This is a genomic window from Variovorax sp. Soil_C_17, assembly GCF_057657265.1.
Genome location: NZ_JBDGIT010000001.1, coordinates 234,602 through 259,768, shown reverse-complemented (window position 1 = coordinate 259,768; position 25,167 = coordinate 234,602). Strand labels below are relative to the sequence as shown.

The 25,167-nt window shown below is 68.7% G+C and carries 21 protein-coding genes; 11 read left to right on the top strand and 10 right to left on the bottom strand.

The window, feature by feature from the left end:
- Window positions 1-186: 186 nt before the first annotated feature.
- The 3 genes from AC3A6Y_RS01205 to AC3A6Y_RS01195 all read right to left on the bottom strand — a co-directional run bounded on the left by AC3A6Y_RS01205 (window position 187) and on the right by AC3A6Y_RS01195 (window position 2,633).
- On the bottom strand, window positions 187-825 hold the full coding sequence (locus AC3A6Y_RS01205) for a hypothetical protein (RefSeq protein WP_487866407.1): 639 nt from the start codon (window positions 823-825) through the stop codon (window positions 187-189).
- Entirely contained in the window at window positions 815-2,107 is a 1,293-nt protein-coding gene (locus AC3A6Y_RS01200; protein ID WP_487866406.1) for an RHS repeat-associated core domain-containing protein, read from the bottom strand. Before AC3A6Y_RS01200 ends, AC3A6Y_RS01205 begins: the two co-directional genes overlap by 11 nt.
- Before the next feature lie 70 nt (window positions 2,108-2,177).
- Window positions 2,178-2,633, bottom strand: coding sequence for a hypothetical protein (locus tag AC3A6Y_RS01195; RefSeq protein WP_487866405.1), 456 nt, complete (start codon window positions 2,631-2,633; stop codon window positions 2,178-2,180).
- On the opposite strand from AC3A6Y_RS01195, the gene AC3A6Y_RS01190 reads away from it, so the two are divergent.
- The 3 genes from AC3A6Y_RS01190 (at window position 2,632) to AC3A6Y_RS01180 (ending at window position 4,501) form a co-directional block, all read left to right on the top strand.
- Complete coding sequence (locus tag AC3A6Y_RS01190; protein WP_487866404.1) at window positions 2,632-2,874, top strand: hypothetical protein; 243 nt, start codon at window positions 2,632-2,634, stop codon at window positions 2,872-2,874. The two genes, AC3A6Y_RS01195 and AC3A6Y_RS01190, sit on opposite strands and share 2 nt — an antisense overlap.
- Before the next feature lie 731 nt (window positions 2,875-3,605).
- Entirely contained in the window at window positions 3,606-4,079 is a 474-nt protein-coding gene (locus AC3A6Y_RS01185; RefSeq protein ID WP_487866403.1) for a ferritin-like domain-containing protein, read from the top strand.
- Between the two features lie 134 nt (window positions 4,080-4,213).
- The gene (locus AC3A6Y_RS01180) at window positions 4,214-4,501 is read left to right on the top strand and encodes a hypothetical protein (RefSeq protein WP_487866402.1); all 288 of its coding nucleotides are present in this window, start codon (window positions 4,214-4,216) and stop codon (window positions 4,499-4,501) included.
- An 82-nt stretch (window positions 4,502-4,583) separates the two neighbouring features.
- On the opposite strand, the gene AC3A6Y_RS01175 is transcribed toward AC3A6Y_RS01180, so the two are convergent.
- A complete protein-coding gene (locus AC3A6Y_RS01175) occupies window positions 4,584-5,804 on the bottom strand; it encodes an OmpA family protein (protein ID WP_487866401.1) in 1,221 nt (406 codons plus the stop codon).
- A complete protein-coding gene (locus AC3A6Y_RS01170; protein ID WP_487866400.1) occupies window positions 5,801-7,573 on the bottom strand; it encodes a serine/threonine-protein kinase in 1,773 nt (590 codons plus the stop codon). The genes AC3A6Y_RS01175 and AC3A6Y_RS01170 overlap by 4 nt, the downstream gene beginning before the upstream one ends.
- A 242-nt stretch (window positions 7,574-7,815) precedes the next feature.
- Between AC3A6Y_RS01170 and AC3A6Y_RS01165 the strand changes: the two genes are divergently transcribed.
- From AC3A6Y_RS01165 to AC3A6Y_RS01145, 5 genes are all read left to right on the top strand, one after another.
- Window positions 7,816-8,847: a LacI family DNA-binding transcriptional regulator gene (locus AC3A6Y_RS01165; RefSeq protein ID WP_487866399.1), complete on the top strand. Its 1,032-nt coding sequence runs from the start codon at window positions 7,816-7,818 to the stop codon at window positions 8,845-8,847.
- Between the two features lie 133 nt (window positions 8,848-8,980).
- The gene (locus AC3A6Y_RS01160) at window positions 8,981-9,940 is read left to right on the top strand and encodes a Bug family tripartite tricarboxylate transporter substrate binding protein (RefSeq protein ID WP_487866398.1); all 960 of its coding nucleotides are present in this window, start codon (window positions 8,981-8,983) and stop codon (window positions 9,938-9,940) included.
- A 10-nt stretch (window positions 9,941-9,950) separates the two neighbouring features.
- Window positions 9,951-11,285, top strand: coding sequence for a glucarate dehydratase (gudD, locus tag AC3A6Y_RS01155; RefSeq protein ID WP_487866397.1), 1,335 nt, complete (start codon window positions 9,951-9,953; stop codon window positions 11,283-11,285).
- A 23-nt stretch (window positions 11,286-11,308) separates the two neighbouring features.
- Window positions 11,309-12,106, top strand: a complete 798-nt coding sequence (locus tag AC3A6Y_RS01150) for an HpcH/HpaI aldolase family protein (protein WP_487866396.1) — start codon at window positions 11,309-11,311, stop codon at window positions 12,104-12,106.
- Window positions 12,107-12,117: 11 nt separating this feature from the next.
- Window positions 12,118-13,002: a 2-hydroxy-3-oxopropionate reductase gene (locus AC3A6Y_RS01145; protein ID WP_487866395.1), complete on the top strand. Its 885-nt coding sequence runs from the start codon at window positions 12,118-12,120 to the stop codon at window positions 13,000-13,002.
- 16 nt (window positions 13,003-13,018) lie between these two features.
- On the opposite strand, the gene AC3A6Y_RS01140 is transcribed toward AC3A6Y_RS01145, so the two are convergent.
- Entirely contained in the window at window positions 13,019-13,144 is a 126-nt protein-coding gene (locus AC3A6Y_RS01140; RefSeq protein WP_487866394.1) for a hypothetical protein, read from the bottom strand.
- A gap of 299 nt (window positions 13,145-13,443) precedes the next feature.
- Here AC3A6Y_RS01140 and AC3A6Y_RS01135 point away from each other — a divergent pair, with 299 nt between their 5' ends.
- The gene (locus tag AC3A6Y_RS01135; RefSeq protein ID WP_487866393.1) at window positions 13,444-13,917 is read left to right on the top strand and encodes a PaaI family thioesterase; all 474 of its coding nucleotides are present in this window, start codon (window positions 13,444-13,446) and stop codon (window positions 13,915-13,917) included.
- On the opposite strand, the gene AC3A6Y_RS01130 is transcribed toward AC3A6Y_RS01135, so the two are convergent.
- On the bottom strand, window positions 13,862-15,304 hold the full coding sequence (locus AC3A6Y_RS01130) for a cytochrome P450 (RefSeq protein WP_487866392.1): 1,443 nt from the start codon (window positions 15,302-15,304) through the stop codon (window positions 13,862-13,864). The genes AC3A6Y_RS01135 and AC3A6Y_RS01130 overlap by 56 nt on opposite strands.
- A gap of 63 nt (window positions 15,305-15,367) precedes the next feature.
- Window positions 15,368-16,021, bottom strand: coding sequence for an N-acetyltransferase family protein (locus AC3A6Y_RS01125; protein ID WP_487866391.1), 654 nt, complete (start codon window positions 16,019-16,021; stop codon window positions 15,368-15,370).
- A gap of 215 nt (window positions 16,022-16,236) precedes the next feature.
- Here AC3A6Y_RS01125 and AC3A6Y_RS01120 point away from each other — a divergent pair, with 215 nt between their 5' ends.
- Entirely contained in the window at window positions 16,237-17,781 is a 1,545-nt protein-coding gene (locus AC3A6Y_RS01120; protein ID WP_487866390.1) for a metallophosphoesterase family protein, read from the top strand.
- Window positions 17,778-21,560 carry an alpha/beta fold hydrolase gene (locus tag AC3A6Y_RS01115; RefSeq protein ID WP_487866389.1) on the top strand — a complete coding sequence of 1,261 codons (3,783 nt, stop codon included), beginning with the start codon at window positions 17,778-17,780 and terminating at the stop codon, window positions 21,558-21,560. Before AC3A6Y_RS01120 ends, AC3A6Y_RS01115 begins: the two co-directional genes overlap by 4 nt.
- Here the strand turns inward: AC3A6Y_RS01115 and AC3A6Y_RS01110 are convergent.
- Window positions 21,523-24,147 (bottom strand): ATP-binding protein, encoded by a 2,625-nt coding sequence (locus AC3A6Y_RS01110; RefSeq protein WP_487866388.1) that lies wholly within the window; start codon window positions 24,145-24,147, stop codon window positions 21,523-21,525. The two genes, AC3A6Y_RS01115 and AC3A6Y_RS01110, sit on opposite strands and share 38 nt — an antisense overlap.
- A gap of 106 nt (window positions 24,148-24,253) precedes the next feature.
- Window positions 24,254-24,940, bottom strand: a complete 687-nt coding sequence (locus tag AC3A6Y_RS01105; RefSeq protein ID WP_487866387.1) for a hypothetical protein — start codon at window positions 24,938-24,940, stop codon at window positions 24,254-24,256.
- Window positions 24,941-25,167: the final 227 nt, after the last annotated feature.

Below are 25,167 nucleotides of genomic sequence, written 5' to 3'. Positions count from 1 at the left end.
ACCGTTGCCCCATCCACTTCCGATGAGCTGCTGGCCGGTGTACCTGAACGTCGGGCCGGTCGTGGTAGTGCTGGATGGTCAACCTGCTTCCGAGGTAGGCGCGGCTGCCAGCGAATGCATCTCGCCCGTTCAAGTGGACGCAGTCAATCTCTTCTGTTGTCCGGGTGACTGTCTTCGTTGCAGTCCTTAGGAAAAGAGTGCGTTCACAACGGGCTGGCGACCCATGGCAAGAAGCCCACGCTCGGGGTCGTCGAATTCCCCAATTTTCTTGAGCAGCAATGCATCGGAGTCGGCGCTGCGACTAATGAACTCAAGGTCGGGCCGTGCATCGGAAGACCAGCCATGCTCAAGCAAGGTATGGATAGGGAGACCGCTGGGCCAAGCGACAACGTATGCGCAGTGCTCCTCAAACAGAATTCGGGCAGCCTCTTCGACTGCGAACTCAAACAGTTTGGCCGCTCCAAAAAATTTTAATTTACCCTGAGATTCGATCATTACTTCTTCAATCGATTGTTTGTTGTCTGGTATTTTGTGCCCGCGTCGCCGCAAACCGTCCCAAAGTTTGTAGTAGCGAACTACTCTTGTATCGGGTTGCCAAACCTGCGATCCGACGAGCAGCCATAACTCGTGGTCGGGAAGCCTGCTTTTTACTAACGTAAGGACGTGATTGAACACAAGCAGGAATGCCTCATAAGAGGACCCATCAACAACCCAGCTTGCGCCTGCCACAGCGTTCGTCGATGGGGCGGCGGCTTGGGCAAAATTTATTACTTCGTTCTTTGTGAAGAGGTTTTCTGCCGCTTCTACTCTGATATTAATAGTCATAGTGGTTGCCCTTCGGATCGTTGAAGTGAGGTCCGCGGTTCTGCGAATTACCAGGACCATAGTTATGGCCACCTGCATCATCACGAATTCTTATTGTCTTCGTGTCGCCGCCTCGAGCTGGGATTTCAAACTCGTAGATTCGTCCCGGCTGCTCAACATTGCGCCTATCCACATTTTGCAGAACCTGTGTCGGCTGTTGGCTTGTCGGTACACCGTTCAGGCGCTTCGCTTCGTTGAAGGCACCGCTTCGTCCTGCCCCGGGCGGGGTGTAGTTCGGTGGACGTGCACCTGCTCCAAGCCCGGATCCGCCGGCAAGACCCCCGCCGCCACCTCCTCCGCCCTCAAGTAGGCTATGTCTCTTGGCATTCATCATGTCCATCGGCGTGATCCAAGCCACTTGGTGCGAGGCATCTCCCGAGCCCGCCGGTGCAGTTCCCCCATTGATCCAGCTGATTTCGCCGGCCAAGGTGCTCAATGAGGTACTCGCCCGAGCGGAACTCGCCCACGCCCCCAGCGATGCCAGCCCGGTCGGATCGATCCGGTTGCCGGGGTTGTTGCCGACGTAGGCATACAGGTTGACGTCGTCCTTGTAGCCGATCGGGTCCGTCTGCAGGAACCTGCCCAGGCTCGGCGAGTAGAAGCGGGCCTTGTAGTAGTACAGCCCGAGCTCGCCGATGAGCTGCTGGCCGGTGTGGTGGCGCAAGGAGCGCGCGAGCTCGGCGATGGAGGCCGGACCCAGGGCGTTGGCGTCGCCGGAGATCTTCATGACCATTGAGGTTGAGGTCGAGGCCGAGGTCTTGCTGGTCTTGGGAGCCGCAGTGACGCCTTGATTGAGGTTGGCCGGAAGGACCCTCGCCTTCAGCACGCGCTGGGCCTCGGCGAAGCTGACCGGGGGCATGTTGGCGCGCAGGACGCCGGGGGCGGGGGCGAACTCGCTGGTGTTGCCGGCTGGGGCTGCACCGCGGGCGACAGCACCGGCATCCTTCGCGCCGTCCTTGACGGCTTCGCGCCGCACCGGGTCCTTGGCCGTGGGCAGATCGTCCGGCAGGTAGCGTAGGGCGGGCTGGCCGCTGGCGAAGCTCAGGGAACTGCCCGAGCCCGCCGCGGCATTGGAAGACGAACGCTGGCTGGCATTGGCATTGGCGACGGGAACGCCGAGGGCGACCGAAGGCGGTGCCGCCTTGCGAGCCACGCCGCTCTGGATCTGCGCGGCAGCGATGCCGCCTGCAAGCGATGTGGCAACGGCCACGACAACGGCGCAGGCGCGCGCGAGCTTGGACATGGGAACTCCCCGAGGATTTTTGTTGGAGAACTTGCTGCACGCATTGCGACGTGCAGCGAGAGCCGGCTGGCTACGGCGAAGTGTTCACCACCGAGGTGCGATTGCCTGCGGCGTCGAAGCTGTAGGTGATCGTGGTGGAGGAGGTACCGTTGCTGTAGACGGTGCTGGCCAGGCGGCCCAGCGCGTCATACGTGTGGTTCACGGAACCGGCATGGGCTGCGAGAGCAACGCCGAACAGGAAAACGGCAAGGACTGTGCGGCTCGACATCCGCGCCGGCAGATGGCGATCGGATGGCATCGATGCGTGCGACATCGATGCAAGCGCTGGCAATGCAGCGATCTTTTTATTCATTGGGGGAGCCCGCTTGTTTTTGGTGCCGCGGACTGTAGTCGAGCCGTTGGCAAACAAAAACTCGTTTTTTGTCGCGCAATCTGACGGCGATTTAGAAGTGCCAGCAAGATCTTTTTCGCGCATGAGCGCGGCCATCTCAAGAAGAAACAAACTTTGGGAGGCCATAGCAGCCATGAACGATGCGACCCATGTGCACCCGCCGCTGGGAGGACTGCAATCGGTGATATCTGGACAGCCGACACCTGGCAATCAGGGCGAGGACGAGCACGATGCGCTGGCACAAGAGGTGTTCGCCGCGTACATGATCAACAGCATCGACTTTTCCCGAGCCGAGCAAAGCCCGGCGTCACGTGACTCGCACTACGGCTCGAAGCTTCCACACATCGCCGAAGCGATCGGCCTGGAACCGGCATGACAAGGAGGCGTCCTGCGCCGTTGACTCGCAGGTATGCGAAGACCGTGACTGCTCGCATGCAACGCGATCCGAATTTCGCCAAGGCGCTGCTCGAGGAAGCAGCTTCGGCACATGCCCGGGGGGAGTCGGAGCTTGCATGCTCGTTGTTGCGGGTTGACACGTTGGATCGCCGGCCATGAGAACCAATGCGGTTGCACGACGCCTCGAATCGATGCACGGGAAGGGGGCCATGAGCTTTACGGACGTTGCCAACGTCCTGAGCGACAGTCCAGACACGGTGTCGCAATGGAGCGCGGAGCGCGGGCCGAATGCTTCCCCGAGCGGGCACAGAAAAGCGACTGCTCGAACTGGAGTTCATCATCGAAAAGCTCTCGAATATCTACGAGCCACGCGATGCGCGGCGATGGCTGTTCGCGCGGCAAGGACTGCTGGCCCTTGTGCGGGAAGCCGGCTGGCATTTCGTTGCGAGGGCTGAAGTCGAGGCACGACGGGGCTTCGACAAGAGGCAGGTGAACCCGCCCATCAAGCTGCCGGCGCCTCGCCGTTCTTTGCTTCATGGCGGACTAAGCGAGCCTCTCGACGAAGTGACGCGGCCTGGGCTTCCGGCGCGCGGCACCGCCCTACAGGCGCCGTCAGGCGAGGCTGACGCAGCGGGCGGCCCAGCCCTCAATCATTGCAGGCACCAGCAAGCGTTCCCGCGTCGGGGACCGCTGATTCCAAGGAGTACTTTCATGGCAGTGGATAACGAAGTCCTGGCCGCCGGCGAGGTGGTGGACATCCTGAACGACCTGCTCGAGAACGCGCGTGACGGTGAATACGGCTTTCGCACCTGCGCGGAGGAGGTGAAATCGCCCGAGATGAAGCGCTTGTTCAGCGACCGTGCCTCCGCCTGCGCGCAAGCCGCCAGCGAGCTCGCGCAGCTGATCCAGGCGCAAGGCGGCAAGCCGGCGCAGGGCGGCAGCACGGCCGGCGCGATGCACCGCGGCTGGGTGCATGTGAAGGGGATGGTGGGCGCCAACAGCGATCTATCGATGCTCGAGGAATGCGAGCGCGGCGAGGACGCGGCCGTGGCGCGCTACCGCAAGGCCCTGAAGTACAACCTGCCGGCCGATGTGCGCAGCGTGGTCGAGCGGCAGGCCGAGGGCGCGCAGCGCAACCACGACCAGGTGAAGATGCTGCGCGACCAGGAGCGCGCCCGCAGCTGAGCAAGGAGGAGGCCGCCGCAGGCCGGGCGGCCTCCTCAAGATGGAGGACCCGGGCGGCAAATTAGACCAATGGCCAGTTCCGCACGGCCCGCCTGCTCGCCAGAATCGCCCCAGCGAACTCTGGGAGAACAGCGATGCAACCTGCCGTCGAAATCACGAAACGCGGCGACCGAAACTTCAACTCGTACATCGGCATCGGCGACGGCACCCGTCGCTACGCGCGTGAAGGGCTGCCCACGGTGGCCCGGTGCCTGCAGGATGCGGCGGCCGCGCTGGGCCGCGAATTCAGCTATGCCACCGTCAGCTTCGACAACATCGTCATCGGCAGCTATCCGGTCGCCGTCATGGAACACCGTGCAGTCGAGGTGGCCGACGAGCTGCTGGTGAAGCTGTCGAACCGGCGCGTGCGCTGCCTGGCCTGAACCGTCCCGCGGGACTCGCCCGGGGCGGCAGCGCAGCGCCATTCGGCACAGGCCACGCCCTCGCGCATGAAGACCGCGCCGCTCAGCCGCAGCCCACGATCCTGAACTCGACCCGCCGGTCCAGCGCGTCGACCGCGTCGTCGGTGCCGCTGCCGATGATGTTCTCGCGAAAGCCCCTGCCGCTGGTCTTGGTGCGACCGCTCAGCTCCATGGCCTCGCCGATGAGCCGCTGGCGGATGTAGCGCGCCCGTTGCACCGACAGCATGTCGTTGAAGGCGGCCGAGCCGGTGCGGCTGGTGTGGCCGACGATGTCCATGCAGACATCGGCCTCGGCGCTGGCCTTGGCGATCTCGCGCAGCCACATGGGATAGGGGCCGCTGATCTTCGCGTCGGACCAGAACGCGGTGCCGCCCGGATTGAACAGGAACTTCACGCCCAGTTGCTGCTGGGCGATGCCGTAGGCGACGATCTTGCCGAACGCCTGCTCGGCCTCCGCCGTGCGCCCCAGCTTGGCCGAGCTCAGGTAGATGCCGTTGAGCACGCGCAGCTGGGCGTCGCTGGCCGTGCCGCCGGCGGCGCTGTTGTACTGCGTCAGTGCGTCCTGGTAGCGCTCGGCGTTGTAGTGGGTAGTGGCGTCCTTGATCACCGGCGCCACTGCGATGCGCTCCAGGTAGTACGGGTCGGCCCGCTGGCCCGGCGGCGTGGCCGTGGTGCGCACGTAGCTTTCGATGATCGGGTCCTTGAGGGGCACGGGCGTGTCCTGGTAGTAGGGCAGCGGCGTGTGGTCCAGGCCGTCGTCGCGCGCCACCACCGAAGACTGGGCCACCACCATGCCGCTGGCCAGCTCGGTCAAGGCCAGGTCGATGCGCAGCGGGCTGCGCGCCTGCTCGACCGACAGCCGCGTCATGGTGCCGGTGAGCAGGTAGCGTGCCCTGGCCAGGTTCGAGCGCTGGAAAGGCAGGATCTCCATCGACTCGTGCTTCGAGCCGATGCGCTCGCTGACGCGCTCCTGCAGCTGCTGCGTGGCGACGGTCTGCTGGGCACTGCGAGCATCGATCATCGGGTCGAGCACCACGCCGCGTTTGGCGCTCATGCGCGCGATCAGGGCCGGCTGCTTCGGCGTCTGCATGACCAGCCCGTCGGTCGCCTGGGCGACGGCCTGGTCGAAGGGCAGCTCGGCCTTGGAGGGCGGCGGCGGCGCGGGGGTCGCGCAGCCGGCCAGGCCGGCGAGGCCGGCCACGAGCAGCAGGACGGCGGCCAGGGACAGGGCCCCTCGGCAGCGGGTGAAGGTCGTGATCGTCATTCGCATCCCTTTTTCAGAACGGCCGCGTCCCCGGCGCCCAGAGGTTCGAGCGAGGCGCGCAGCAGCAGCTCGCTGCAGCGGCTGGCGGGGGCCGGCGCGGCCGCGGCCACCACGCTGGGCGGTGGGTCGGGCGCGGGCGTGCGCGTCTCGCGCCGGACCGGGCGGGCCGGCTCCACGGCCTGCCGCGACGGCCTGACGGAAGCGCGCGACGCCTTGTCGGGCGAGGGATCGGCGCGCGCCGGTGCAAGGGCGACGGGCGGCAGCGCGGCGCGGCCAGGCAATGGCAAGGCCTGGACGTTCGCCGCGGACTCCGGTGCATCCAGCGGCGCCGGTGGCACGGCGTGAAGGCGCGGGGGCTGCACCTGGGCCGGCGCAAGTGCCGGTGTCGGCGGTGGGGGGATCGCTGCCACCCGCACAGCAGGCGCCGTGGGCGCCGCAGCCGAGGGTTCCGGCGTCGGAGCCGGCGTCGCAGGCATGGTGGCCAGCACGGCCATCGGCGGTTCCGTCCGCGTCGGATCGCCGACGCGGTAGTGCCCGGCGGTTACCAAGCCGACCAGCACGGCCGCGGTCGCCGCCAGCGCCGGGAGCTTGAAGCGGCTGCGGGGCACCGGCGCCGGCGTCGGGCGCGGGCGCGGCGGCATTGCCGCAAAGAGCTGGACTCTGGGCGCCGCAGGCCGGGCGATCGCAGGCACGAAACTCCGGGCCGCGGCGTGCAGCGCAGGCGCCTTTGCTGACTCCACCGCCGGCGGCTCACTGGGCGCGCGGGCGGCATCGCCGCCCGTCTCGCATGCCGGGGCCTCGGCGCCCATCCGGGCTGCGAACTCGGCCGCGCTCTGCGGACGGTCCTGCGGAAGCACCGACAGCGCGGCGTCGATGACGGCCAGGAAGCGCTCGCCATAGCGGCCGTGCGCGAGTTCGCGCAGCGGCTGCAGGGGATCGTCCGGCATGCGTTCCATCGACGAGATGGGCGGCTGTCCGGTGATCGCGGCATACACCACCGCCGCCAGCGCATACAGATCGGTCCAGGGCCCCTGCCGCATCGAGGCGAGTTCGCCGTATTGCTCGATGGGCGTGAAGCCGGGCTTGAACACCACTGCCGAGGACTGCCCGGCGCTGTCGATCACGCGCCGCGCGGCGCCGAAGTCCAGCAGCACGGGGCCGGTGTCGGTGAGCAGGATGTTGTCGGGCGCGACGTCGCGGTGATAGCAGCTCAGCGCGTGCATCGTGCCGAGCGCGTCGAGCAGCGGCCGCAGCCACGCGCGCAGCTCGGCCTCCTCGGGAGGGCGGCCCAACTCGGCCAGCGCGTGTGCCAGCGTGGGGCCTTGGTAATAGGGCATCGCCATGTAGGCCGTGCCGTTGTCCTCCCAGTGCTGCAGCACGCGAACCAGCGAGGGATGGTCGAAGCGGGCCAGGATGCGCGCTTCGTTGACGAAGGCGCGCAGCCCGATGCGGAAGCTGTCCCGGTAGCGCGGCGACTTGACGACCACCGCGGTGGAGGCGCTGGCACGTGCGGCCAGCACCGCCGGCAGGTATTCCTTGATCGCGACGTGGCGCTCCTGCGCCAGGTCCCAGGCCAGGTAGACGACGCCGAAGCCGCCTTCGCCGATGGGCCCGACGATCTCGTAGTCGTGCAGCCGCAGGCCTTCGGGCAGGGCGCGCTTGCCGGCGCATTCGAACTCGGCCCAGTCCGGCTGCTGCGTGGGCCAGTCGCTGCTCACGGTCGCCGGGCAGGCCGCGACGGGCAGGGTGAGGGTGGCAAGGTTGTCCATGGCATTCAGGCCTTGCCGACCGGCTGCCCGCTCCGCTTGCAAGCAGCGCGTCGCGTGATGTAGATCTGCTTGGCCATGGCGTCCGGTCCCGTAGGTGAGCATTGACTCTACTGCGCGTTGCAAACGGAAGCATTCACCGGAAGCACTAGCCGAAAGGAGGCTCCGGCGCCGCGCACGCCTGTCTTGCCGAGCCTCTGCCGAAGGGGTGAAGGTAGCGCTATCGTCCCACTAGAATCGCGCCAATGAACCCCGAGGCCTCCCCCGCACGTCGCAGCCGCCGTGGCAGCGGCGCCGTCACGCTGCACGACGTGGCCAAGCTGGCCGGCGTCGCGCCCATCACGGCGTCGCGGGCGCTCAACACCCCGGCCCAGGTCTCGCCCGAGGTGCTCAGGAAGGTCGCGGACGCCGTCGCCCGCACGGGCTACGTGCGCAATGTGATGGCCGGCGGGCTGGCCTCGACGCGCAGCCGGCTGGTGGCCGCGGTCGTGCCGACGATCGCGGGGCCGGTGTTCCTGCAGACCGTGCAGTCCCTCACCGAGGCGCTGGCCGAACACGGGTACCAGCTCATGCTGGGCCAGAGCGGCTATGCCGAGTCGCGCGAAGACGCGCTGCTCGAAGCCATCATCGGCCGCCGGCCCGACGGCATCGTGCTGACCGGCATCCTCCATTCGACCGAGGGGCGCCGGCGCCTGCTGGCCGCCGGCATCCCGGTGGTCGAGACCTGGGACCTCACGCCCACGCCGCTGGACATGCTGGTGGGCTTCTCGCATGCCGAGGTGGGCCGCGCGGTGGTCGATTTCCTGCGCGCCCGGGGCCGCCGGCGGCTGGCGGTGGTGGCGGGGGACGACGAGCGCTCGCGCAGGCGCCACCAGGCGTTTTGCGACGCGGCCCGCGCCGCCGGCCTGCCCGAGGTGCCGCTGATCTACGTCCCCGCGCCGACCACGCTCGGGAGCGGGCGCCGCGCGCTGGCCGAGCTGCTCGCAGGCACGCCGGGCATCGACGCCGTGTTCTGCAGCTCCGACCTGCTCGCCCTGGGCGTGATGATCGAGGCCCAGGCGCGCGGTGTCGCGGTGCCGCAGCAGCTGGCCGTGGTCGGTTTCGGCGACCTGGAGTTCGCGGCCGACCTGCATCCGGCCTTGAGCACGGTGCGCATCGACAGCGCAGCCATCGGAAGGCAGGCGGCGCATTTCATCGTGGAGCGCGCCGAGGGGCGCGCGGTGCCCGAGCGGGTGGTGGACATCGGCTTTTCGATCGTCGAGCGGGCCAGCGCCTGATCGGTAGAAACCCTGAGCAACGGGCACTTGACGCGGAAAACGGTAGCGCTACCATTCGGGCATGCCACGGTAGCGCTACCACGAAGGTCGATGCTCGAGTGGCGCCCCTTTTTTAATTTTCCGGAGACAGCCCATGAAGAAACTGCTCGGCGCCCTGGCCATCGGCCTGACGGCCTGCTTCGCCCACGCCCAGGAATGGCCCCAGAAACCGGTGACGCTGGTCGTCCCCTTCCCGGCCGGCGGCTCGACCGACATGGTGGCGCGCGCCATCGGCCCGAAGCTCACCGAGAAGCTCGGCCAGCCTTTCCTGGTGGACAACAAGGCCGGCGCCACCGGCACCATCGGTGCCACGCTGGTCAAGCGCGCGGCGCCCGACGGCAACACGCTTCTCGTCGCGTCGCTCGGGCCGCTGGTGATCGCACCGCACCTGATCAAGGGCCTGCAGTACGACGCTCTGAAGGACTTCGACCTGATCACCGTGGCGGTGCAGGCGCCCAATGTGCTGGTGGTGCCCGCTGCCTCGCCGCACAACACGCTGGCGGACGTGATCGCCCACGAGAAAAAGAACCCCGGCAAGATGACCTTCGCCTCTTCCGGCAACGGCTCCAGCGACCACCTCACGGCCGAGCTGTTCTGGCAGGAGACCGGCACCACCGGCCTGCATGTGCCCTACAAGGGCGGCGCGCCGGCCATCACCGACCTGCTCGGCGGCCAGGTGGAAGCGTCCTTCCAGAACGTCAATGCGGTGTTCCAGCACATCAAGAGCGGCAAGCTCAAGGCGCTGGCGGTGACCGGCACGAAGCGCTCGCCGGTGCTGCCCGACGTGCCCACCATGGCCGAGGCCGGCGTCAAGAACGTCGAGGTCTACTCGTGGCAGGCCATCGTCGCGCCCAAGGGCCTGCCGCCCACGGTGCGCACCAAGGCCAACGAGGCGATCGTGGCCGCGCTCAACGACCCGGCCGTCAAGCAGCAGTTCACCGCCATCGGCTTCGAAGTGGTGGGCAACACGCCGGCCCAGTTTGCAACGTTCCAGAAACAAGAGTTCGATCGCTGGAAGAAAGTGATCGAGACCGGCAAGATCACCATCGACTGATTGAAGCGCGATGTCCGACACCACCACCCCCGTCATCACCGAGCTGCGCGCGATTCCCGTGGCCGGCCGCGACAGCATGCTGCTCAACCTGAGCGGCGCCCACGGCCCCTTCTTCACCCGCAACCTGCTGGTGCTGACCGACAGCGCCGGCCGCACCGGGGTCGGCGAGGTCCCCGGCGGCGAGAAGATCCGCCAGACGCTGGAAGACGCCCGCGAGCTGGTCGTCGGCCAGCCCATCGGGGCTCACCAGCGGGTGCTGCAGCAAGTGCAGAAGAAGTTCGCCGACCGCGACAGCGGCGGCCGCGGCCTGCAGACCTTCGACCTGCGCACCACCATCCACGCGGCGACGGCCATCGAATCCGCGCTGCTCGATCTGCTCGGCCAGCACCTGGACGTGCCGGTGGCCGCGCTGCTCGGCGAAGGCCAGCAGCGCGAGGCGGTGGAGATGCTGGGCTATCTCTTCTACGTCGGCGACCGCGACAAGACCGACCTGCCCTACGCACGCGAGGCCGATGCCGCCGACGACTGGTCGCGCCTGCGCCACGAGAAGGCGATGACGCCGGAGGCCATCGTGCGCCTGGCGGAGGCGGCCAAGGCGCGCTACGGCTTCAACGACTTCAAGCTCAAGGGCGGCGTGCTGCGCGGGGACGAGGAAGTCGATGCCGTGGTCGCGCTGCACGAGCGCTTCCCCGAGGCGCGCGTGACGCTCGACCCGAACGGCGGCTGGCTCCTGAAGGATGCGATCCGCCTGGGCCAGCGCATGCGCGGCGTGGTGGCCTATGCCGAGGACCCCTGCGGCGCAGAGGAAGGCTTCTCGGGCCGCGAGGTGATGGCCGAGTTCCGCCGCGCCACCGGCCTGCCGACCGCAACCAACATGGTCGCCACCGACTGGCGCCAGCTCAGCCACGCGCTGGCGCTGCAGTCGGTCGACATCCCGCTGGCCGATCCGCATTTCTGGACCATGGCCGGCTCGGTGCGCGTGGCCCAGAGCTGCCGCGACTGGGGTCTGACCTGGGGCTCGCATTCCAACAACCACTTCGACGTCTCGCTGGCCATGTTCACGCACGTGGGTGCCGCGGCGCCGGGACGCGTGACCGCCATCGACACGCACTGGATCTGGCAGGACGGCCAGCGCCTCACCAAGGACCCGCTCAAGATCGAGGGTGGCCTGGTGCAGGTGCCCAGGAAGCCGGGCCTGGGCGTCGAGCTGGACATGGCCGAGGTCGAGAAGGCGCACCAGCTCTACAAGCAGCATGGCCTGGGCGCGCGCGACGATGCGGCCGCGATGCAATATCTGATCCCCGGCTGGAGCTTCGATCCGAAGCGCCCCGCCTTCGTCCGCTGACCCACCCTCCTGAAGGAAGCCCCATGAGAGAGAACCGCCTGCGCACGCTGTGGAAGTCCGGTGGGGCCGCCGTCAATGGCTGGCTCGCCATCCCCAACGGCTTCTCGGCCGAGACCATGGCCCACCAGGGCTGGGATTCGCTGACCATCGACCTCCAGCACGGCGTGGTCGACTACCAGGCCATGGTCGGCATGCTGCAGGCCATCTCCACCACCGACACGGTGCCGGTGGTGCGCGTGCCCTGGCTCGATCCGGCCGCGCTGATGAAGGCGCTGGATGCCGGCGCCTACGGGCTGATCTGCCCCATGGTCAACACGCGCGAGGAAGCGCAGCGCCTGGTGGCCTACACCCACTACGAGCCGCGCGGCACGCGCAGCTTCGGCCCGGTGCGCGCCCTGCTCTACGGCGGGGCCGACTATCCGCAGGAGGCGAACGACACCATCGTCACCTTCGCGATGATCGAGACCGCACAGGCGCTGGACAACCTGGACGACATCCTGTCGGTCGAGGGCCTGGACGCGGTCTACATCGGCCCCTCGGATCTGTCGCTGGCACTCGGCTGCCGTCCGGTCTTCGACGACGTGGACCCGCCCGTGGCGCAAGCCATCGACCACATCCTCGAGCGCGCCAAGGCCCATGGGCTGGTCGCCGGCATCCACAACGGCACGGCCGAGGGCGCGCTGGCCCGCGTCGCCAAGGGCTTCCAGTTCGTCACCGTGAGCTCCGACGCGCGCCTGATCGCCGCCGGCGCCCAGCAAGTACTGGCCAAGATGCGCGCCACGCCGCCGAGCGCGACGCCCTCCAACTCCTCCACCTACTGAAAGGACTCCACATGAAGATCGGATTCATCGGCCTGGGCATCATGGGCGCGCCGATGGCGCAGAACCTGATGCAGGCCGGCCACGAGATGATCGTGCGCACGCGCAGCAAGGTGCCGGATGCGCTGAAGGGCGCCACCGTCTGCAAGACCAACGCGGAGGTCGCGCGCGCGGCAGAGGTCGTGATCCTCATGCTGCCCGACACGCCCGATGTCGAGCAGGTGCTGCTCGGCGAGGAGGGCGTGGCCGCCGGTCTGTCGAAGGGCAAGCTGGTGATCGACATGAGCTCGATCTCGCCCATCGACACCAAGCGCTTCGCCGCGAAGCTCAACGAGCTGGGCTGCGACTACCTGGACGCGCCGGTCTCCGGCGGCGAGGTGGGCGCCAAGGCCGCCAGCCTGACCATCATGGTGGGCGGGCCCGAGGCCGCCTTCGAGCGCGCGAAGCCGCTGTTCGAGAAGATGGGCAAGAACATCACCCTGGTCGGCGGCAACGGCGACGGCCAGACCACCAAGGTGGCGAACCAGATCATCGTGGCGCTGAACATCGCCGCCGTGGGCGAGGCGCTGGTGTTCGCAAGCAAGGCGGGCGCCGATCCGGCCAAGGTGCGGCAGGCGCTGATGGGAGGCTTCGCGGCCAGCCGCATCCTGGAAGTGCATGGGGAACGCATGATCAAGCGCACCTTCAACCCGGGCTTCCGCATCGCGCTGCACCAGAAGGACCTGAGCCTGGCGCTGGCCGGCGCGCGATCGATGGGGGTGGCGTTGCCGCAGACGGCTTCGGCCGCGCAGCTGATGCAGTCCTGCGCCGCGCACGGCTGGGACCAGCTCGATCATTCGGCCTTGGTCAAGGCGCTGGAGCAGATGGCGGCGCACCCGGTGGCGCCCGACGCGGAGTAGACGCGCGGCAGCCGCGTCAGCTGCGCAGGTACGACAGCGCGAAGAGGAGGGCGGCCAGGGCGATCCCTGCGCGGGTGATGTAGGTCCCGAGCTTGGCGGCGACCGGGTCTTGTGGCTGCAGGCTGGCGTGCTTGGTGTCCATGGCGACGAACTCCCGGAGAGAAGATGCGTCGTCATGCTAGGCCCGGAGCGCGCGCTTGCCTATCCGCCAAACGGCCCAGCGGCCGATTGGCCTGGGGCCGTTCGTGCAATGCGTCACCATTGCGCGAACAGCTTGCAATCTGCGCCCGCAGGTACAGGGCTGGCGCGCCCGGCGGCAGCGCTTGTCAGGCGCGCGGCGTGCGCCTTACATTCGGGCCAGGTCACGAGGATGGGTATGGATGATGACTGCGCACTGATCGATCAAGCCAGCCGCAACGGCAAGGACGCAAGGCAGTTCGCATGACGAGCAGTCCCGACGTGTCCGACGCCAACGCCTTCCAGGGAGAAGCACTTGGCCTTTTGTTCGGTCTGCCGATGCCCATGGCACGCGCCATGGCCCTGCGCGGCGAGGCCATCGGTCGGGACAGGGCCAGCATCCGCATGCACTACCAGGCCGCACAGACCAACAGCCGCGGCGACGTGCATGGCGGCGCCATCGCATCGTTGCTGGACTGCACCCTGGCAGCCGCCGTGCGCTCGCACGATCCCGCCGGCTTCGGCGTGGTCACCATCGACCTCACGCTGCACTTCGTCTCGGCCGGCAGCGGCGACCTGATCGCGACCGCCCATTGCGACCGGCGCGGACGCTCCATCAGCTTCGCGCGCGGTGAAGTCCACACCGAGGACGGCACGCTGGTGGCGATGGCCACCGGCACCTTCAAGCTCGTGGCGCGCGCTGCAGCCGCAGCCTCAACCCCACCGGCGACATCGTGAACGCCAGCCGCTCCTGCACCTCTGTGCCGTCGGCGTTCGAGACGTCCGCGATGTCGAAGGCACGCAGCAGCATGGCGGCCACCATCTTCATCTCCGACAGCGCGAGGTAGCGGCCGGGGCAGGTGCGCGGCCCGGCGCCGAAAGGCATGGCGACCCGCTTGGCCGAGCCCGCGGCGCGGCCCGGGCCATCCCCTGCGAGCCAGCGTTCGGGCCGGAAGGCCTGGGGATCGGCGAAATGCGCGGCATTCACGGCACCGGGGCGCATCAGGCACATCACCGGCGTGCCGGCGGGCACCGCCACGCCGCCCACCACCGTGTCGCGCACCGCCTCCTGGATGAGGAGCGGAGCGACCGGCTTCAGCCGCATCGTTTCGTGCGCGCAGGCCTCCACGAAATCGAGCCGGCCCAGCTGCTCGTGGCTGGGATGGGCCTCGGCGCCGAGCACGCGGCGCACTTCCTCGGCGGCTCGCTGCGCGGCCTCGGGGTGGCGATGCAGCAGCCAGATCATCCACGCCAGCGTGTTGGCCGTCGTGTCTTCGCCGGCCAGCAGCATGGTCAGCATGTTGCCGGAGACGTCCTCGTCGCTCAGGTCGGAGCCGGGCCGGTCGCGCTCGGCGATCATGGCTTCGATGAGGTTGCGCGGGTGCTCGCGCAGTTCGGGCTGGTCGGCGAGCCGTTGCCGCGCGGCGGCAATGAAAGCGTTCACGGCGCCGTGTACCGCGGCCAGGTCCGCTTCCACCGCCCGGTCGCGCCGCGTCAGCCAGCGCGGCAGCGGCGACAGCACGCGCTTGGCCAGCGCGGGCAGCAGCTTGTCCAGGTGCTGCTGGATCACCTCCTCGTCCGACTCCAGCGTGTTGATGTCCGTGCCGAAGGCCAGGCCCGCGGTCACGTCGACGGTGTAGCGCATCAGGTCGGCCTGCAGGTCGATGGCCTGCCCGGCCTCCACGGCCCGGCGCCAGCGGCCCTCGAAGCGCTGCGTGACCTTCACCAGCGTGGGATGGAAGGCCTTGATGTGGGTCGGGTCCAGGCCGCGCAGCACCATGGGCCGGTGCCGACGCCATTCGTCGCCGTTGACGGTGAACAGGCCGTTGAAGCCGAGCGAGCGGGCCGCCGCATTGAGCTTGGCGCTGCGCTGGAATCCGTCGGGCCGGTCGCGCAGCACCGCGGCGACCGTCGCCGGGTCGGAGATGACGACGAACTCGCGGGAGGCGATCCGAAAGCGGTAGATCTCGCCGTACGCGCGCGCCCACTGCTCGACCTTCTGGTGCAGGCGCTCGCGCTCGATCTGGAGTGCGTTGCCCAGCACCGGCAGGCCGCGCGGCCCCGGCAGCTCGCGAATGCGCCGCACGGGTGCGCCCGCACGCGGTCCATCGGTGGTGATCGCCATGTCGGTCCCTTCGTGCGCCGGTGCGCCAAAAGCGCGGCATCTTATCCCGGCCCGAAAGGCCATTCAGAAGCCGAATTGGAAGAACTGGTTGCTCAGCCAGCGCCGCAGCACGTCGACGGCCCGCGGCGCGGGCGCCTGCGGCATCCGAGCGACCACGCTGCGCTCCATGTGCAGCACCGGCCGGTCAGCCCCCTGCGCGCCTGCAACGAAGCCCATGCGCTGCATGAACCGGATCGCGCGGCGGTTGGAGGACGGCACCTCGCAGACCAGACGGCGCAGGCCGGCATGGCGTGCCGAGTCGAGCAGCAGATCGAGCAAGTGGTCGGCCAGCCCCTGGCCCTGCCAGGTGTCGCCCACGACGAGCGTCAGCTCCGCACAGTCGCCCTGGGCGCTGACGTCGTAGCGCGCCTCCCCGATCACCTCCTCGTGACGATCCAGCCGGAGCGTCGCGACGAAAGCGACATGGCGCACGCCATCCACGTTGACCAGGTCCACCAGCATCGCCGGCGAGCAGGCCCCCAGGCCGCGGCCGAAGCGCTCGCCCCGCGAGGCGGCCGACAGCCTGGCGACGAAGGCGCCGAAGCGTCTCGCGTCGTCGGAGCGCACGGCGCGGATCTGGACGGGCGCGCCGTTGCGCAGCCGCACGTGCCGGGGCACTCCCACGGCACGACGCGTCGCGGCGATGGCTGCTGCCGGGCTGGTGTTCACGTTGGGCATGGGCTCTTCCGGTTGGCTTGTGAAAGGAGCGCAAGGATCTCGCACCACGCCGCGTCCGGTCCTTAAGTAGTACTGAAGCGTTCTGAAGCCCGCTTCAGGCCGCCCGCCAACGCACGAATTCAGAACGTTTAAGGGCCGCCTTGGTGACGCCGCGTGCGCCTTCGGCGACAGTCCCGGCACGGACCCCGCCGGGTTCGATCGATCGCCCACGAACCATGGCCCACAAAGCACCGCGTTATGTCTGCCTGTCCGACCTCCACCTCGGCGCGGCCTACAGCATCCTGACCTACGCCGACGCGCAAGGCCGGCCCGACCCCGGCCGCCCGAGCGACACCCAGATCGCCTTCGGCAGCGCCTTGCGCGAGCTGTTGGCCACCATGGACGGCCCGCCCCCGACCCTGGTGCTGCTGGGCGACGTGCTCGACATGGGGCTGTCGCCGATGGGCGATGTGGCGGCCGCCTTCCGCTGCTTCGTGGAGACGGTGATGCAGGACGGCGGCCGGCCCGTGTTCGCCCCGCGCGTGCTGTACGTGCCCGGCAACCACGACCACCACCTCTGGCGCATCGCGCAGGACCAGCAGTACCAGGACGCACTGCAGCAGGGCCGTGTCGAGGATGACCTGATCAAGCACACCGCGCTGTTCGACCCTGCGGGCGAAGAGGCCGAGGCCTCCCGGATCGGCTCGGCGATGCTGACGCGGCTCGCCGCCGGCTGCCCGGGCCTGGCCGACGCGCGGGTCGACATCGCCTACCCCAACCTCGGCCTGCTCGATGCGTCGCGCCGGCGCTGCGTGGTGCTGCACCACGGCCATTACATCGACCCGATGTACCGGGTGATGACGATGCTGAACGCGCAGGCCCCGGGCCGCAGCGCCGGACGAAACCCCGCGGCCGTGACCGTCTCCGACCTGGAGGGCCAGAACGGCGCCTGGGTCGACTTCATGTGGTCCGACCTCGGCAGCTCCGGCCTCACCGGGGCCGGCGCCGGCAAGCTCTACGAGGTGATGCGCGATGCCGCCGCATCGCACGACTTCTCGCAACGGCTGGCTGCGTTGGTGGTGGCCAAGCTCGACCAGAACTTCGGCGTGAGCGGCAGCACGGACGTGTTCCAGGGCGTCACGGTCAACCAGCTCGTGCTCGGTGCGCTCGATGCCACGCTGGGCCGGGGTGCCGAGTCGCAGCGGGACGGCTATGCCGAGGTGATGAGCAGCGACGACGTGGCGGACCTGCGCTGGTACCTTTCGGGGCCGGTGAAGCTTCAGCTCGAGCAGGCCGGGCTCCAGCCCTCGGAGCTGGATTTCAGCTTCGTCTTCGGCCACAGCCACAAGCCTTTCGAGGACGAACTGCCGGTGCCGGGCTACGACCGGCCGGTCGGCATCTTCAACACCGGCGGCTGGGTGATGGACCAGCCCACCATGACCAGCACGCAGGGCGCCTCGGCGATGTTCATCGACGACGCGCTGAACGTCGCATCGCTGCGCCTGTTCAACGATCCGGTGAACGGGCGCGTGGCCCCCGTGCACGCGCGCGGCATCGGCGGCTTCCGGGACCGCGACAACCCGATGCTGGCGGCACTGGCCGCCGGCATCGAACGCATCGCACCGGCCTGGGAGGCGTTCTCGCGCCACGCGCAAAAGGCCACGCAGAGCCGCGCCACGCTGCTGCTCGACGAGTTCTTCACCGCCTCGGTGTCGGTGATCGCGGACGCACGGGCCGGGATGGCGGCCCGGGCCAGGACGGCGGCGAGGACCCAGGCATGACGATGAAGCCCATTTCCCGCCCCCTCGGCGAGATCGCCGCGCACTACACGGTGGTCGTGGTCGGTTCCGGCTACGGCGCCGGCGTGGCGGCTTCGCGCCTTGCGCGGGCCGGCCAGGCGGTGTGCGTGCTGGAGCGCGGCCGCGAGATCCTGCCCGGCCAGTTCCCGAACGACCTCGCCACCGCGCAGGCCGACATGCAGATCGACGGTGCGCGCGGCAAGCTCGGCGCGGCCGACGGCCTGTACAACCTGCACCTGAACGACGACATGCTGGCGATGGTGGGTTGCGGCCTGGGCGGCACCTCGCTGATCAATGCCAACGTCGCGCTGGAGATCGACCCGCGCCTGTTCGATGCCACGCCCTGGCCGGCGCAGTTCCGCCGCGACCCGAAGCTGCTCGACCCCTACATCGCGCGGGCCCGGGAGATGCTCGACCCCTCGCCCTATCCCGAGGATTCGAAAGACTTTCCGCCTCTGAACAAGCTGCTGGCGCTGCAGAAATCGGCCGCGACGATGAAGAAGCCCTTCAAGCGTCCGCCCATCGCGGTGAACTTCGTCGACCAGGTGAACCCCTTCGGCGTGGCGCAGCCGCGCTGCAACCTGTGCGGCGATTGCACCAGCGGCTGCAACGTGGGCGCGAAGAACACCACGCGCATGAACTACCTGCCCGACGCGCATGGCCGCGGTGCGCAGATCTTCACCGGCGCGCGGGTCAGCCACGTCGAGCGCGACGGCGCGCGCTGGCGCGTGTTCTTCGACGAGGTCGCGCTGCGCGGCGCCGAAGGCCCGGCCGCGCAGGGGAGCGCCGGCCGGCGCAGCGTCACGGCCGACGTGGTGATGCTCGGCGCGGGCGCCCTGGGCTCGACCGAGATCCTGCTGCGCTCGAAGGCGATGGGCCTGCCGCTGTCGGAGCGGCTCGGCCAGCGCTTCTCCGGCAACGGCGACGTGCTCGCGCTGGGCTACAACAGCTACTGGCAGTCCGGCACCGACGCGCAGGGCCAGGCGGTGCAGCGCAACATCAACGGCGTGGGCACGGGGCGCAACGAGGTCGCGCCGGCCGATCTGCCGGGGCCATGCATCACCGGCGTGATCGACATGCGCCAGACGCCCGAGGTGCGCGACGGGCTGGTGATCGAGGAGGGCGTCATCCCCGGCGCCCTGGCCTCCTTGCTGACGCCGGCCCTGTTCTTCGCCGACGCGATGCTCGGCGGCGAATTCGCCTACGGCGCCTCGCAGGCCAAGCCCCGCCTGCTCGATGCGCAGGCACTGGGCGAGGCGGTGCAGAGCGACCCCGGCAGCCTGACCCGGCTGGCCTACACCGGCGCGGCGGGCCGCACGCAGACCTACCTGGTGATGAGCGTGGACGAGGCGGCCGGCCGCCTGCACCTCGAGCAAGACCGGCTGCGCATCGATTGGCCGGAGGCCGGCTCCAGCCCCACCATCGCCAAGGACGAGGCGTGGCTGCGGGCCGCGAACGATGCCATCCAGGGCCAGTTCATCCCGAATCCGCTGTCGGCCGAATCGCTCGGCCGCAAGCTGATCACCGTGCATCCGCTCGGCGGCTGCGGCATGGGCGACAACGCGGGCGATGGCGTGGTCAACCACCAGGGCCAGGTGTTCTCCGGCAGCGAAGGCGACGCAGTGCATGAAGGCCTGTATGTCTGCGATGGCGCGGTGCTGCCGGGCGCGGCCGGCGTGAATCCGCTGCTGACCATCACCGCGCTGGCCGAGCGCACCTGCCAGGCGCTGTGCGACGCCCGGGGCTGGGCGATCGACCTCGGCCTGCAGCCGCGCCAGGTCTTGCCGGCGGGCGCCGGCGCCTCCGCAACCGCCGCGGCACTTCCCCCCGCGCCGCCTTCGGGCCTGCTGGAGCGGATGGCGCGCGAGATCTCGTCGATCGCGCACGACGCCGAAGCGCTGCTCCGGAACGCGACCGGCCACCTCGAAGCGGGCGCCATCGAGCTGGCGAAGCACGCGATCAAGCTGCTGATCGAGAAAGACCCGGCGCTGCTCAGCCCGAGCTTCCAGTTCACCGAGACCATGCAGGGGTGGATCAGCACCGAGGCCGTGGTCGCGCGCTCCGGCGCGGCACGCCGCATCGCCGACGACTACGAAGTTGCGAGCGCGTGGGGCCGCGTGCGCAACCAGGCGATGCGCTTCGAGCTGACCATCCATACCCACGACCTGTACCAGATGGTCACGGACCCGACCCACGCCGCCACCATCTCAGGGAGCGTCACCTGCCCGGCGCTGTGGCACGAGCCGATGCCCGTGCAGAGCGGCGTGTTCCACCTGCTGCCGGCCGACGCGCAGCGGGTGGAAACCTGGACCATGACCTACGAGATGGTGCTGCAGCGCGGCGACTCGCGGCTGCGCTTCAAGGGGCACAAGGTGCTGCACCAGCGGCCGGGGTCCTCACCATGGACCGACACCACCACGCTGTTCGTGCGGGTGCACGACGCAGAAAGCGCCCAGCGCCCGCTGGTCGCGCAGGGCATCCTGACGCTCGACCTCGAAGACCTTCTGCGGCAGGCCTTTTCCCTTCGTCTCGAGCCGCCCACGAACCTGCTGGGCGAGCTGGAGCAGCAGGTGCCGGCCGCGCGCGACGCCATCAACGCCGCGTACCTGGCCAAGTTCGGCGGCTTCTTCGGCACGACGCTGTTCCGCGCCTACGGCGGCCTGCTGGCGGACCTGAGCAACTTCCCGGCGCTCGACCTCCCCCAGCTGCAACGGCGGGCATTGCGCGCACCGGTGCCGGTGACGCACAGGGTGGACGTCGGCGATGGCTTCGAGATCAAGCTGACCCGCTATGCCGGCGGCGCCCGCGGGCCGGTGGTGCTGGCGCCGGGCTTCTCGGTGCGGGCCTCGTCCTTCGCCACCGACACGGTGGAGCAGAACCTGGTGGAAGCGCTGTGCGCGCGCGGCTACGACGTGTGGCTCTTCGATTACCGGGCCAGCCCCGACTCCGGCAGCCCCATCGCTCCGTTCACCATCGACGACATCGCCCGCATCGACTGGCCGGCCGCGGTGCGCTTCATCCTGGAGGCCACGGGCGCACCGGACCTGCAGGCGATCGCGCATTGCGTCGGCTCGATGAGCCTGCTGATGGCCCTGCTCGACGGCATGACCGGCGTGCGCTCGATCGTCTCCTCGCAGCTGACGCTGCATCCGGTCACCAACTGGCTCAACTACGCCAAGGCCGACCTCGGCCTGGCCCGGCTGCTGGAAGGCTATGCGCCGCTCGAGGACCGCTTCGACTGCGTGCCCGGCACCACCGACCTCGACCGCGAGATCGACACGCTGGCCTGGAAGGTGCCCGTTCCCGACGGCGAGGAATGCAAGAACCCGCTGTGCCGCCGCGTGTTCTCGATCTTCGGGCCTTCGTACACGCATGCGCAGCTGAACAACGCCACCCACACGGCGCTGGCGGAAATGTTCGGCTGCGTATCGCTGCGCCCCTTCGAGCAGCTGAGCCTGATGATGCAGCAGGCCAGGGCGGTGGACAGCGAGGGGCGCGACGTTTACCTCGTGCCGGAGAAGGCGAAGCGCCTGGCGCTGCCGATCAGCTTCGTGGCCGGCGCCGGCAACCAGCTCTTCTTCCCGGAGACCTGCATCCGCACGCAACGCTGGCTGTCGGCCTTCAACGACCCGGCCCTCTACACGCGCCACATCTTCGACGGCTACGCCCACATGGACCTGTTCATCGGACGCGATGCGGCGCGGGACGTCTACCCCTATCTGATCACGCAGCTCGAACGTGCGGATCCGACGCAGCGTTGAGAAGATGGTCGGACACCAGTGCCACCACGGCATCCTCGTCGAGCCCGGCGCCTTCCAGGCGCCAGGCCTCGACGCTGGCCGCCGGGTGCGCGCTGCCGATGAGCGCCATGGCCGCCGTCATCGTGCGCTCGTCGCTGGGCGAGCGCCGCTCGCCGCGCCGCCGGCGCGCGGCGTCGTCGCAGCCGACCAGCAGCGCGGCCTCGCGCAGCCGGCCCTGGCGCGCCGCCAGCAGCGCCAGCATGCCCGAGAAGTGACGCAGCCCCAGCGAGCGGCGGCAATGCGGCAGGCTTCGCAGCACCTGGGCGCAGGCCTCCTCGAGCGCGCCCTGGCCGGTCAGCGCGTGCGCGTACCAGTTCAGCGCGAAGGCCAGCATCTGCGCATCGGCCAGCGGCGAGCGCTGCAGATGGTCGATGAGCCCGCGGAACTGGGCCACCGCCTCGTCGATGTGCCCCAGTTCCTGGTGCATCGCAGCCAGGTTGTTGAGCACATGGAACAGCGTGCGCGCGTTGCCCTCCGAGCGCACGTGCGGCAGCGCCTGGGTAAAGGCCGCCAGCGCCTGGACCGGCTGGTCCTGGTAGCGCCGCACCATGCCCGTGCAATAGAGCAAGGTGCCCTTGAAGGCGCGAAGCCCGGGCTGCTCGACCAGCTTGCGGCATTGGGCCAGCCTGCGCTCGGCGCCGTCGAAATCGCCGCTCACGGCGGCCACGTAGGCGCTCGAGCACAGGCTGAGGGCCAGCAGACCGTCCGGCGGCTGCCGCTCGAAGATCTCGCAGGCCCGGTCGAGCAGCTGCACCCGCCGCTGCAGGCTGACGCCGCCATGCAGCCCGACCAGCGCCAGGCCCAGGCTGAACTCGGCCACCACCTGCGCCGGCGTGGCTTCGTCGATCAGGGGCTCGGCCATCAGCATCCAGCGCAGGCACTCGGGGTAGCGGCCGGCCTGGTACATCAGCACGGCGGCGACGTTCACCAGGTCGAGCGCCACGGCGGCATCGCCGCCCGGGCCGCAAGCCCATTCGATCGCGCTGCGCAGGTTGTCGATCTCGGGCGTGCTGGCCAGCACCCACTGGTCCACCGTTTCGGCGACCTGGCACCCGGCATAGACGCGGCGGTCGAGCGCCGCGTGCATGCAGCGCGCATGCCATTGCCGCAGGGTGTCCCATTCGCAGGCCGCCTCGAGCTGCTCGCGGGCGTAGGCGCGTGCCGTCTCCAGCAGGCGGTAGCGCGGCACCGGACCGGCATCGACCACGACCATCGACTTGTCGACCAGGTTGCCGAGATGATCCAGCACGGCCCAGATGTCGATGTTCTCGTCGCACGCCACCTGCTGTGCCAGTTCGAGCCCGAAGCCGCCGACGAACACGCCGAGCCGGCGGAACACCTTCTGCTCGTCCGGGCTCAGCAGCGCATGGCTCCAATCGAGGGTGGTGCGCAGGGTGCGGTGGCGCGAGGGCGCATCGCGCACGCCGTTCTTCAGCACGTGCAGGCGCTGTGCCAGGTGCTGGCGCACGCCCTGCACGCCCAGCAGCGGCACGCGCGCGGCGGCGAGCTCCAGCGCCAGCGGCAGGCCGTCGAGCTCGCGGCAGATGTCCACCACCGCGTCCAGGTTGCCTTGGTCGAGCCGGAAGTTCGGCTGCAAGGCGCCGACCCGGGCCACGAACAGGGCCACGGCCCCGTGCGTTGCCGCGTCTGCCAGGACGGCATGGTCCGGCACGGCCAGGGCGCCGAGCCGGACCGGCCGCTCGGTCGCCAGCTTCAAGGGCTCCTGGCTGGTGACCAGCACATGCAGCTCCGGCACGGCATCGAGCAGGTCGCTCACCAGCGAGGCCACGGACTCGATCAGGTGCTCGCAGTTGTCCAGCACGAGCAGTTCGTGGCCGCGCAGGCGCTCGGCCAGCTCGACGCTCGCGTCGGCCCGGCCGGGCAGGTGGATGCCCAGGGCCAGCGCGACCGCGCCGGGCAGCGCGGCCGGGTCCGAGACGGAGGCCAGCTCGACCATCCAGGCGCCGTCCCGGAATTCGTGCGCCACCTGGCGGGCCACGGCGCGCGCCAGGCTGGTCTTGCCGATGCCGCCCGGCCCCAGCAAGCTGAGCAGCCGATGCTTGCGCGCCAGCTCGCGCAGCATCGTCTGCTCGGCATCACGGCCCAGCAAGGGGGGCAGCAGCGCGGGCAGGTTGCCGGTGTCCGAGCGCAGCGCCCGGGGGGCGGATGCAACGGGAGCGCCCCTGAGGCTCGGTGCAGGCGGGGCAGTGCCCGCGGCGGCGGCCGCAGCCGATGCGGGCAGCGCGTCCAGCGCAGCCGCGAAGCGGTAGCCGCGGCCCGGGATCGTGACGATGGCCTTGGGCCCCAGCAGCTTTCGCAGCGCGCTCACATGCACCTGGAGGTTGTTTTCCTCCACCACCACGTTCGGCCAGACCATCTCGAGCAACTCGTTCTTGGTCAACATGCGCTCGCGGTGCGCGATCAAGGCCGAAAGCACATCGAAGGCCCGCGCCCCCAGCGGGGCGGGCTGGCCTTTTACCAGCAGTTGCCGGGTGGAAGGATGCAGTTCGATGTTGTCGAAGCGGTAGACCGAATCATTGGGAAGCACGAGCGACCTCAAGCAGGATTAACACTGGCAAACCCAGGGTTGTAACCGCGTCGGTCTAAAGTAACAACTCCGGTAACAATTTCGTTCTGCTCCGGAGCGCCTTGATTTACTCGCCATCCTCTGTGAGCAAGAGGTCTATTTGTGCCTTGAGACGTTGTTTGTCAGCCTCGTAAAACACCGAAGGAATGAGCAGAAAGGCCCGGCGGCCGCCGGGCAAACGCACCGGTATGCGGTCGTGCCCACCGTCTCCCGGCAGGGGCTTTGCGCCATCTCCAGGCTCCGCGATGCGCGGTCGTGCCATGGCGCGCTCGACTGTCGGACCTGACGCAGGCGCATCGTTCAGAAATGCTAAATCTGCCTGCGGAACGGCAACAAGCTGCTCTGGTTGCGAATGCTCATAGTAGCGAGCAACCTCGACGGAGCGCCTGAACACCGCAGCGAGGGAGGAAGCCGTCGAAGGGAGGAATCCGCGTTGAATCAACTCGTCCTTGAGATTGCCGTCGGAAGGAAGTCCGCCCTGGTACTTGTCGAGCAGTTCTGCAAAGAGGGCGGGCGCTCGCAGGAATCTCAGCAAGAGGGATCGCGCGATGTGCGGCTCCGGGGCAAGGCGGTACGCCTCGACGTCCTTGGTGACGGCAAGCAAGCCTTCCTTGGGACGTTCCAGCAGGCCGAAGTAACGCAATGATGCGAGGGCCTGTAGTGCTGCTCCGTTGTTGGCTGTCTTGTAGCCGATGTGTTGCGCGATCACATCCACCGGCGCCGCCTGCAGGCGCCCCTTGTCGTAAGCGCGCATGGCTCGTTCCACTGCCTCATCCAGGGGGATGGAGGGGGCCCGGGGGCTCTTTTTGCGTGGGTTTTCGGACATCGTGAGCGCGCGTAGAACCTGTTTGTTCGCTATCAGATACTAAAATAAGAATACTATCAGTCGAACAATCAGATTGCAAGGAAGTTAAACTCGGCATCTGCCTAATTTTCGTGTTTCTGGAAATCAAAGCTCGGTGGCGAGGTTTTAGTTTGGGT